At 53.1% G+C, this 10,583-nt stretch carries 9 protein-coding genes and 1 rRNA gene; 1 reads left to right on the forward strand and 9 read right to left on the reverse strand.

Translation table 11 applies throughout. The features are described from left to right. Nucleotides 1-119: ribosomal RNA gene (locus tag GX030_10265) — 16S ribosomal RNA — on the reverse strand; the annotation flags it as partial. A gap of 515 nt (nt 120-634) precedes the next feature. On the opposite strand from GX030_10265, the gene fba reads away from it, so the two are divergent. Next, the gene (gene fba / locus GX030_10270; protein NLV92759.1) at nt 635-1,498 is read left to right on the forward strand and encodes a class II fructose-1,6-bisphosphate aldolase; all 864 of its coding nucleotides are present in this window, start codon (nt 635-637) and stop codon (nt 1,496-1,498) included. Nucleotides 1,499-1,552: 54 nt separating this feature from the next. On the opposite strand, the gene GX030_10275 is transcribed toward fba, so the two are convergent. The 8 genes from GX030_10275 to GX030_10310 form a co-directional block, all read right to left on the reverse strand. Next, a complete protein-coding gene (locus GX030_10275; GenBank protein ID NLV92760.1) occupies nt 1,553-2,869 on the reverse strand; it encodes a DUF4038 domain-containing protein in 1,317 nt (438 codons plus the stop codon). A 145-nt stretch (nt 2,870-3,014) separates the two neighbouring features. After that, nucleotides 3,015-3,509: a spore coat protein gene (locus GX030_10280; protein ID NLV92761.1), complete on the reverse strand. Its 495-nt coding sequence runs from the start codon at nt 3,507-3,509 to the stop codon at nt 3,015-3,017. Between the two features lie 266 nt (nt 3,510-3,775). After that, the gene (locus GX030_10285; GenBank protein ID NLV92762.1) at nt 3,776-4,606 is read right to left on the reverse strand and encodes a serine/threonine protein kinase; all 831 of its coding nucleotides are present in this window, start codon (nt 4,604-4,606) and stop codon (nt 3,776-3,778) included. Between the two features lie 26 nt (nt 4,607-4,632). Further along, complete coding sequence (locus GX030_10290) at nt 4,633-5,661, reverse strand: glycosyltransferase family 9 protein (protein ID NLV92763.1); 1,029 nt, start codon at nt 5,659-5,661, stop codon at nt 4,633-4,635. Nucleotides 5,662-5,740: 79 nt separating this feature from the next. Next, the gene (locus GX030_10295) at nt 5,741-7,072 is read right to left on the reverse strand and encodes a 3-deoxy-D-manno-octulosonic acid transferase (protein ID NLV92764.1); all 1,332 of its coding nucleotides are present in this window, start codon (nt 7,070-7,072) and stop codon (nt 5,741-5,743) included. Nucleotides 7,073-7,141: 69 nt separating this feature from the next. Continuing rightward, nucleotides 7,142-8,146, reverse strand: a complete 1,005-nt coding sequence (locus GX030_10300) for a Gfo/Idh/MocA family oxidoreductase (GenBank protein NLV92765.1) — start codon at nt 8,144-8,146, stop codon at nt 7,142-7,144. Nucleotides 8,147-8,174: 28 nt separating this feature from the next. Further along, nucleotides 8,175-9,122, reverse strand: a complete 948-nt coding sequence (locus GX030_10305; protein ID NLV92766.1) for a carbohydrate kinase — start codon at nt 9,120-9,122, stop codon at nt 8,175-8,177. A 227-nt stretch (nt 9,123-9,349) separates the two neighbouring features. After that, the gene (locus GX030_10310) at nt 9,350-10,282 is read right to left on the reverse strand and encodes a hypothetical protein (GenBank protein ID NLV92767.1); all 933 of its coding nucleotides are present in this window, start codon (nt 10,280-10,282) and stop codon (nt 9,350-9,352) included. Nucleotides 10,283-10,583 lie beyond the last annotated feature (301 nt).

Below are 10,583 nucleotides of genomic sequence, written 5' to 3' on the forward strand. Positions count from 1 at the left end.
CGCCGCTCAGTCAAATCAGCTTCACTCCGAAGAGCTCCACTAATCTGCTTCGCTCGACTTGCATGTATTAGGCACGCCGCCAGCGTTCGTCCTGAGCCAGGATCAAACTCTCCGTGAATCTTTGAGTTGAACCTTAACACAAGCTGTGCTGACATACTGCTTAGTTTTCAAGGATCAAGTCAAAAGGTCTATTGCCTTTTCCCAATTTCTGCCGACGCCGTGGCGCCGACAAAACTTATCTTAACATGTTTTCGCCGCCGATGCAAGTGCCAATTTTTGTTTTCTTCCGGCACCCCCGCTCGGGCGACGAAAGCTATCTTACCAGGTTATCTTGGCTAACGCAACTGCCAATTTCTAACCCTGGTTCTTCGCCACTATTGTTCCACCAGCGACAATCACCAAACATCCTTGCATGCCTCTGGAGGAAGGAAATTAGTGGTAGAAAAGCACTTTTCTCGGTTAAACCTGGCATTACAGCGGCCTTTGTATTATATCACAACTGAATTCAATGTCAATATCGCCTCCCAGGCACACCTTGCGTAGAGAAGGAGTAATAGGTTACAATACTATAGTACTTTGGATACATATGGCACAGTTTTGCGCGTGCTGTAGCTAGAATACAAGGGGGATTATCATGCCACTGGTATCAATGACCGAAATGCTGAACAAGGCAAAGGATAATGGCTACGCAGTAGGTCAATTCAACATTAACAACCTCGAATTTACCCAAGCGATTCTCCAAGCTGCCCAAGAGGAGAACTCTCCGGTTATCCTCGGCGTCTCTGAAGGTGCCGGCCGGTATATGGGTGGGTTCGACCTGGTCACTGCCATGGTCAAGGCTTTGATGAAGGAATACAATATCACCGTTCCCGTTGCCATTCACCTCGACCACGGCTCCAGCTTTGAAGTCTGCGTCAAGGCAATGTATGCCGGCTTTACTTCCGTGATGATCGACGGCTCACATTTGCCCTTAGAGGAGAATATTGCCCTCACCAAGAGAGTTGTCGACGTTGCCCACACCATCGGTGTCTCCGTTGAGGCTGAACTGGGCCGCATCGGTGGACAAGAAGATGACCTGGTCGTCGATGAGGCCGATGCCGCCTACGCCATTCCCAGCGAGTGTGTACAGTTGGTCCAGGAGGCCGGCGTAGACTGTTTGGCTCCTGCTTTGGGCTCTGCCCACGGTCCCTACAAGGGAGAGCCGAAGCTTGGGTACGATCGCATGCAGGAGATTAGAGATTTGACGGGAGTTCCTTTGGTTCTCCACGGCGGCACCGGAATTCCTACCAAGGACATCCAACGGGCTATTTCCCTTGGAACCGCTAAGATCAACGTCAATACCGAAAACCAAATTGCATCGGCTGCCAAGGTCCGGGAAGTCCTGGCCAATGACCCGGAGCTCTATGACCCCCGGAAGTACCTGGGACCGGCTCGCGAGGCGATTAAGGAGACGGTCATCGCTAAGATTCGGGAATTTGGTTCCAACGGTAAGGCTTAATTAACACTAGCAAAGACCTACATTAAGGGTTCGCAAAAGACGCGAACCCTTTTTTTATGGCTGCGGGAAGTTCTGGCTGGCGTCGTCAAGGATCAAGACCCAATCATTGCCCCGTCCACTGGAGGGAGGGACAAACTCAGAAATACCAGCGTTAGGCAGCTCCCCAATTCTGTGACTGATGCCCTGTCTCGGATCATACCAGGTGGCGATTACAGTCTCTCCGGAGATAACACCCATCTTTACCTTGACCGGTAAGCCGTTGGGAAGGTACAAGAAAGCATAGGCCTTTCCCCTGGTGGCCCGAACGTGGTTAGCACCCTCGTAGTTCGTCACAATCAGGGACTGATCGGGAATCCGTTCAAAATAGGGTCTCGACTCCATCAGTCGCCTCAGATAGTTCATCTGAGCGGCACCGGGACGGGTTAGAGCCTGCCGATAGTCCATAATAAAATAGTCCGAAGGCTCTGTCGTCATAGACCAAACACTGTGATGACCGTAGGTCACCCCAGCTCCGCCGGCAAAGACGGACCAATAGGCAGCCTGCCGGACATCGGCTGCATCAAAATACCCCTCCGCGGGCTGGAAGTTTACCGGGTGATCCTCATATCTTGGTTCACCATCCAGGGTCGGCTTGATGGGCTCCTTCTCGTAGTCTGTGGTAATCAGGTTGTAATTGGCGCCATTTCGTTGCCGATGACCGGACTGAATCATATTGAAATCCAGCCATGGTTCCAAATGAACATGCAGAGATGAAGACCTTTCCCCCGTTGGGTGGAAGGTTATTGGATGGGCGCCGCCATCGCCTTCCCTCAGGCCCAGGGCCATCTGCTCAACTATCTGAAAGTGCCCCTTGGTTTCCAGGGGACGGTCTCCTCCCACTATCCAGATGATGTTCTTCCGCTCGCGATATCTCCTGCCCAACCACTGGCCGTACTGCCTGGCATTCTCCAGTGTAAAGATCTCTGGCCCGATCCCCCATTTGGCGTTGAACTTATCACCCCATGTGGGTAGAAAACCGATATAAAGACCAACGCTGGCTGCGGTATCAACGATGTAATCTACATGATCCCAGTAATCGTACTCCCCCTCTGGGGCCAAATCCGGTTTGGTAGGATCATATTCCCCTGCAGAGTTGAGACGAAGGGGTACTCGACCATAGGCATTACCAACCCTTAGACCATCCTTTTCCGCCAGGGCTACCGCTTGGATAACGTTGAATCCCTGCCTAGCTCGGGTTTTTAGATAGCTCTTCGCCTCTTCTCTGTTTAGGCGATGAAACAGCTCCCAGGCGGTATCTGCTAACCAGAAAAAGGGCCTTCCGTCGCCTTGCATCAAGAATCTCTTGTTCTCGCTGACCTGAAGCAGCTCCATAGTTAGCCTCCTCTCACAGTGCCCAGTGACCTTGCTTGTTGCTTTCCCTGCAGGCCTTGGGGTTCCTTCTCGGAAAACCAACCCTACTAAAAAGCGAAAGGCCCTACAGTCAGGTAAACTGACCGTAGAGCCCTAAAGGGCAAAGCTATTGCGGATTGTACATACCATGGGCCTGCATGTACCGGAAAATCCCCTCACCATGGTTTTGCTCTTCCCGCTGGATGTGCTGCAGTGCTTGACGGACTGCAGGACTCACAGCTTCAAATATCGTGACATCATAGGTGCTCGATACGTATTTCTCCGTGGACAGCATGTCCTGGCACAAAAGAGCATCTCCTTGGTTTGCCTCAGCTGCACCGGTCTGACCTTGAGCCTGGGGCTGAGTCATTTGCATCTGCTGTCCTTGTCCCGACTGTCCCTGAGCCTGGCCTTGACCCATCTGGGGCACTTGCCCCTGCAGCATTTGATTGATCGTGTCGTAGTGGGTTTGTTCCGCTGCCGCGTACTGATTGAAGAGGTCTTTTAACGCCGGATCTTGTGCCCTTTGGGCATACTCCCTGTACTTCTGGATACAAAGCTCTTCATGACTTAGCTGATCCTTCAGCAACATTGTTTCCTTTTGAGTAAGCTGTAGACTCACTTAGATCACCTCACCAGCAAGTATGCGCTGATGGGGACTTTCTTAGTCAAACTTGGTAAACCAAGGGCAACAATGTTTTAGCCACTATGCAAAGATTTTATCGGCAAAGGCGGCAATCGCCTCGGTAAGCTGCGCCGGGTCACTGACATGCCATAAATGACCCTAGCCTTAGTTTCTGATCGTAGCATGTGCCGTCACCCTAAGGCTTTGAGGAGGCTGAGCGGATAAACCCAAAAAGCCCCGGACCAGGTCCAGAGCTTCAGGATTCATTGCCACCGCAATATTTTCTTCAGTTTTTGCTTACGCTCCATGAATTGCTCCCGCTTTCTGCGCATTTGGAGCATGGAATCCATCCAGTCCCGGTATGAATCCGGAGTATAGGCTCGGAGGAACAGTTCCATCTGGGCCGGGGTGAAGGCCAGCCGGGCTAGATCCTTAATTCTCATGGACATACTCATCTGCCTTTTAATCCGAGCCCGATTCAAGTCGATGAAATAAAACTTCCGGGCATCCTCGGAGCCGGCAATCAAGATATTGCCCCCGTGGAGATCGTTATGGATAATACCGCTATCATGCATCCGCCGGACAGACCAAGCAATCGGAGGCAAGAACTCCGGCAACCTGTCCTCCAAAGGGTGGTTGTCCCCCTCAAGGATGTCCAGCAAAGAACCCTCATTGGGAATATACTCAGTAACAAAATAGCTGTAGACAATGCCGTTGGATCGGGTCCTTCTCTCCAGCAGGGCCAAGGGTTTTGGCGTGTTGATCCCTGCCTGACCCAGCACTAGAGCCATGTGCAAGGAACGAACTGCTTTAGAGTTGAGAAAGCGAAATCGGAGGCGATCGTATTTTCTTCTCAGGATAAACCTCTTAATTATAACGTCGCTAGATAACCCAGGAAACTGCCCGGCCCGCAGGTGAACTACGCGGTTGCGATCATCGTAAATCACTTCACCTGCATCGAAAAGGTCAGCGATGTTGGCCAGAAGTTCCTGCAAAGCTCCACCGTCTTCGCCCTCTGCCACCCACCAAAGGGTCTTCCCCTGGGCATCCTCCTTTACCTGAATGATTCGCCGTAACAGCCTGTCAGCTCCCACACCTATCATCCCTTCACCAACGCCTGCTAATCGATGGCACCCCTTCTCTTCACGGCTGCAAAGACTTGCTCCGGTGTAATTGACTCCATACACCGGGGATTGGCGCAAGTCCGCTTGTGACAGGGGCCGCAATCAACTTCCGTGCGCACAACTATATGCTCTGGTCCATAGGGCCCGTATTTCCTGGGATCCGTCGGTCCAAAGAGGGCCACCACCGGTGTACCCACTGCCACCGCTAGATGCATCGGACCGGTGTCTCCACCTATGAACAATCGACTCTGCCTGTGGATATGGGCCAATTCCTTCAGGGTCAGCTTCCCCGTTAGATCATACACCGGACCCTCGGTGCGGCTCAGGATTCCTTGGGCCATTGGGGTATCCCCCCCGGAACCAATCAGCACAATCTGCACATCGTACTCAGACAGGATCCTGTTGACTAGTTCCCCATAGGATTCCACGGGCCAGCATTTTGACTGCCAACTGGTGCCCGACGCCATGACTATATAGGGAGAGTTGGGATCGCCTCCCGCCTCTCTCATGGCGGCCTCGGCATTGGCCCTTTCCTCCTCCGTCACATTGATCACCCATTCTGGAGGTCCCGGCTCAATGCCCAGCTCCCGCAGCACATCAAGATAGCGATCAATGATATTCCCCTCGATGTGGGGACCACATACCGGTCTACTGAAAAGCCAGCTCATCTCCCGCATGTTGCAGTAACCTAGCCGGGTGGAGGCACCGGCCATTTTGACGATGGCGGCACTTTTGAACAGCCCTTGAAGATCCAGACTCAGGTCGAATTTCTTGCTCCGCAGATATTTGGTAAAGGAAGGAGCATTTTGGGCAAAACCCGATAGGGATGTGAATTTTGGTCGATCAAAGAAAATTAGTTCATCGATATCGGGATTGTTGGTCAACAGATCATAGGCCAGCTTCTCCACAATCCAGGTAATCCTCACGGTGGGATCGGCTTTCTTTAAGGCTCGGGCAACGGGCAAAGCGTGGATGACATCGCCAATGGCGCTCATTCTCACGATCAAGATGTTCCGATACAGCATGGTGATCCTCCTGATTCAATCCTTGCATCAATAACGACTAGTCCTGGTTACGATCAGATACAGGCTCCCTTACCGGAAACTAGCCTTGGTGGCTGAACCTGCTCTGGATTACCCGCAGGGTCTTTGCTACAGCCCCACGATTCTCTTCAATAAACTGCCGGGCATTTTCCCCCAGTTGGTGGCGTTTTGCCTCGTTGGTGATCAACTCACGAATTTGGGGGGTGATTTCCCCCTCCTCCCTTACCTGTAAAGCAGCCTGACGCTCGAGAAGCAGCTCAACGCTGTCCTTGAAGTTGAACATATGGGGTCCAAACAGCATCGCCTTGCCAGCTGCCGCGGGTTCCAGCACATTGTGCCCACCGACGGGCACTAAACTGCCACCGACAAATACGATATCAGCCAGTCCATAAACGGCCATCAGCTCCCCGATGGTATCTAGGAGGATGACCCGATCCCTGTCTGGATTTCGCTTCGCGATAGCGCTTCGCCGCACCACGGCCAGGTCGAACTTAGCCAGCAGCTTGTCCACGTCCGCCACCCTCTCCATATGGCGAGGGGCGAGAATCAGGACCAGCTGGGGAAATTCCCGGGAAAGCTCTCGATAGGCAGTAATGATGACCTCTTCCTCATTGGCATGGGTACTGCCGGCAACAAGTACGAGATCATCGGCAGCCAACTTCATCTCGGCCAGAAGTCTCTGGGAGTGCTGGGCATTGTCTCCCCCCGGTTTTAGGGAGTCGAATTTGGTATTGCCGGTAACAGTGATCCCATCGGGCTGGATGCCGAGGTCTATCAGGCGCTCCTTGTCACGGGGGGATTGCACGCAGAAGTGATCGATACCCCGCTTGGCTATGGCCAGCCAGCTTCGCTGGAAGCGTTTATGTTTATTATAGCTGTTATCATTCATCTGGCGGTTAGCGACAATAACCACCCCGGAGGCAGCATGGGTTAGGGTGATCAGATTGGGCCAGAATTCGCTCTCTAACAGGACCAACAGCCTTGGATTCACCCTCTTGATAAACCGCCGCACCACCCAGGAGATATCCACCGGAACGTAGGTCACCACTTTGGCCCCTTTGATGGTTGTCTGCGCCATCCTGTACCCGGCACGGGTGACAGTGGTAAACACCAAGTCATAGTCGGGATATAACCTTTGGATCTCATCGGCAATGGGTTTCGCTGCCACCACCTCACCGACGGAGGCGGCGTGAATCCAAATGCTTTGGCCTCTATCTTGTAAATGTCCATCTGCCCTAGGCAAGTATCCCAGGCGCTGAGCTAGCTCCTTGGTGATCGACTTCCAGCCTTCCAGGATATTGCCTCCGGCAAACAAGGCCCTGATCGTCGCTCCCACAGCAAAGCCAGCAAAGATAATCGACAGCACGATATCATAGACAAGCCTTAGACGCACAGTATCGACCCTCTCACTAGTCCAATGCCATCTCGAACATACTAAGCTTATCTTCTCGGCCCCACTGAATCAAGGGGAGGCGGAATCTTCTAATTCCATCGGATACTGCAAGCCCCAACTGGCTCGAATTCGATCCATCGTTTCTGCGATCTGCAGTGATTCAGACCACGGCATGGTGTCGCTCTCCAGCTTACCCTCCCGGAGGCAGCTCATTACTTCCAAAGCCTCGAAACTGTATCCATTCCCCGGGAAGGGTAACGGGATGTCCTCCGGTTCCCTCCCTGAAATCTCCAAACGCAGAGAAGTCCCTCGCCAGAAATTGGGTACATAAATTGACCCTTCGGTACCCATGATCCGGGCCTCTTGGGGGGTCTTGGTTCTCACGGCACTGGATAGTATCGCCAGTTGTCCCCTTTCGTAGCGGAGGATATAGGCTCCCTGCTCATCTACACCGGTGTCACCGAGATGGGCCAAGGTAGCTATGTCTTCCGGGGCCTGACCAAAGACCATTGACGCTAGACTTACAGGGTACACACCCACATCCAACAGGGCACCGCCGGCAAGATGGGGAGCAAAGAGTCGATGCTCTGGATCCTTTGCCGCCCGAGACCCAAAGTCCGCTGTTAACATCCGGGGCTCACCGATGACACCTTTCGCCAGCAGCTCCCTCACCTTGACCCAGACTGGCAGAAACCTGGTCCACATGGCTTCCATGAGAAACAAATTCTTGTTGCCGGCAACTTGAATCATCTCCGCTACTTCCCTGGCATTTACTGCCATGGGCTTCTCGCAGAGTACCGGTTTTCCCCCTTGGAGGCACAACAAGGTGTGCTCCCTATGAAGGCTGTGTGGTGTTGCCACATAAATCACATCTACGTCAGCATCATCAACTAGCTCCTGGTAGCTACCGTAACGATGGGGAATGCCGTACTCATCGGCAAAGGCATTAGCCCGCTCGATACTGCGAGACCCCACCGCCACCACTTCGGCATCGGGGATCAGCGAGAGCCCCGCGACAAACTTATGAGCGATGCTCCCTGGTCCCAAGATGCCCCATCTTACCCTTTCCAACACCTTTGACACCCCGCCTCCCTAAAGTGAATTAAGAACCTGACTGCAGTACCCCTTCCACTTCATCCCGGGTGGGCAGTGAGGGAATGGCCCCATACCGTCCCACGGTGACGGCAGCCGCGGCCTGGGCGAACTGAACGGCATCCTTCAGCCTCTCGCCTTCTTCCGTCAAACACCCCGGATCCAATTGAATCGCCGTCAATAATCCAGCTAAGAAGGCATCTCCGGCACCGGTGGTATCCACAGCCCTTCGCCTAAAGGCTGGAAGTTCGTAGTTGCTTCCGCTGGCAGTAAGAACAGAGCAACCCTTCTCACCCCGTGAGATGAGGAATAGGCGATGGTTGGCAAACAGCCGACGGGCATCCTCGATGGTTGTTCCCCCGGTGAGAAAGTCCAGCTCTTCCTCGCTTACCTTGACAATATCGGCTCGCTTGATGGTGTCAAGGATCACTTCTCTGGCCTCGGTCTCCGATTCCCACAGGCTAGCTCGATAGTTGGGGTCAAAGGCGACCAGTCCATCCTTTACTTCATCGATCAGAGAAAGCACCGATTCCCTTGCCTTCCGATGTGCCAGGGAGACCGCTCCAAAGACAACGATTCTTGCCTGAGATATGTACTTTCTGACCCCATCGGTCACCGGAATTTCCACATCGGCGGTATTACTGCGATAGAAGGCAAAACTTCTATCGCCCTTCTCATCTAGGGTCACCGTGGCCAGGGTTGTAGGATACTCCTCATGAACAGCAACACACTGGCAGTCAACCCCATTGGACTCTAAGGTATCAATGAGAAAGCGGCCAAATCCATCCTTCCCCACAGATCCAACAAAGCCCGCGGATACTCCCAACCGAGCAACCCCAACGGCTACATTGGCCGGAGCACCACCGGCATTGGCAACTAGGTTCCAACTTCCCCCTGCTGGCTGTTCCGTCGCTATCAGATCGATCAACACTTCTCCAATTGACACAATTTCCGGCACACAGCTCACCTCACGTGGATTGGAATATGGCCCACTGGGCAAGGACAAAGCCTTGCTATCTTTACTAAGTATAGAGTTTTCGCTGGAAATATCTATTTCCTAACTTCGGTTAATTTCACCCGGGCCCTGCCCTGGCGTCAGTTAGTACAGACCTTAGCACAGGTCAGCAAATTGAGTGCAGCTAATCGAATCCTAACAGCAATTCCTGGATAACGCAACAAGCCGGTCTAAAACCAGGCAAAGGCCCGCAGAATACGGTACCGCTCCAGTGCAATAATACCCTGCCAGTGCCTTTTGGCTACTTCGAACTCACTGGAATAGGCACTCCATTGCCAGGTCACCGGCCAGAGGCCCTTTTCATCAACCTGCTCAGCATAGAAGTTGAGGTTCTTCTGAACCAGATCACCCAAAGCCTCACAGAGAAAGCTGTCAGGGCCTTGGACAAAGGTGAGGGGAAGAGCACGATACCCCTGGTCCCATTGGGAAGGATCTGTCTCCACGGCGGTAATCACCAGCTCCGTCAACTTTCTTTCCACATCCGGCAAAAGATGCCCGGTTCTCTCCTGAAGCTCCATTACCCGCGGCCCCATTAGTTCAGTAAACTTTAAGTAGTTGGCGATCTCATGCATGTCCATTTCGGTACAGTCTATCAGCCTATTAAGGGCGAGACCCACCGTCTTCCATCCCGCATCTGCTGCAGTGCTTCCCGGGCAGGACCAATGGATCAGATAGGCAGCCAACTCAACACTGGGATTGAACATCCAGCGTTCCTCCACCCCCTCTTCCCAGTGCCACCAAGGAGCATGGGGAAAGTGGTTATTCTCCGGCAAGACCGCCGGCCACAGACCCGTGGGGTCCTGCACCCGACAGAGATAATCCACCAGAGCTTGCACCATCGGTGTATCAGGCCCTGCTTCAACCTCCAGCAAGATGCGAGCTGCCGCCCAGGAGGACATGGGCGATGAGGCCGGTAACCAGAAATCAGGCTCGATACCATGACCGAAACCACCATCCGGATTCTGATAGGCCTCCAGCATCTCCAGAACCCTTTCTCGGGTTCCCCCTGCAAAGACATACTCCCAGCGGGCCGCTTCCAAGGGCCGAGCATTGCGCTTCACCCATCGCCCTGCTTGCAAAAAGGCCTCCTCCAGCCTCTTCATAAAATATCCCCCTCCCCTAGACCTACTCCGTCAACTTATCCATCGATACCTTCCTTGGAATTACCTCGCCACCTTTCTCTGTCCAATATACCTCTTCTGGAGTCAGAAAAAGCACTGATAAGAAAGGCTCACCAACTACGGTGAGGCCCTTGAAATCTATCCCCATGCAACGGCGTTACAGGATTAAGTTTCGCTACTAGCAAGAAATATAAGAAAAAGCCCTCTAGTGATCCTATCGAATCAATAGAAGGCTTTCTGAAAAGGTATTCGGCAACGTGCTACTCTCCCACCGGGTCACCCC

It is taken from the genome of Bacillota bacterium (assembly GCA_012727955.1).
Taxonomy (GTDB): domain Bacteria; phylum Bacillota; class Limnochordia; order DTU087; family JAAYGB01; genus JAAYGB01.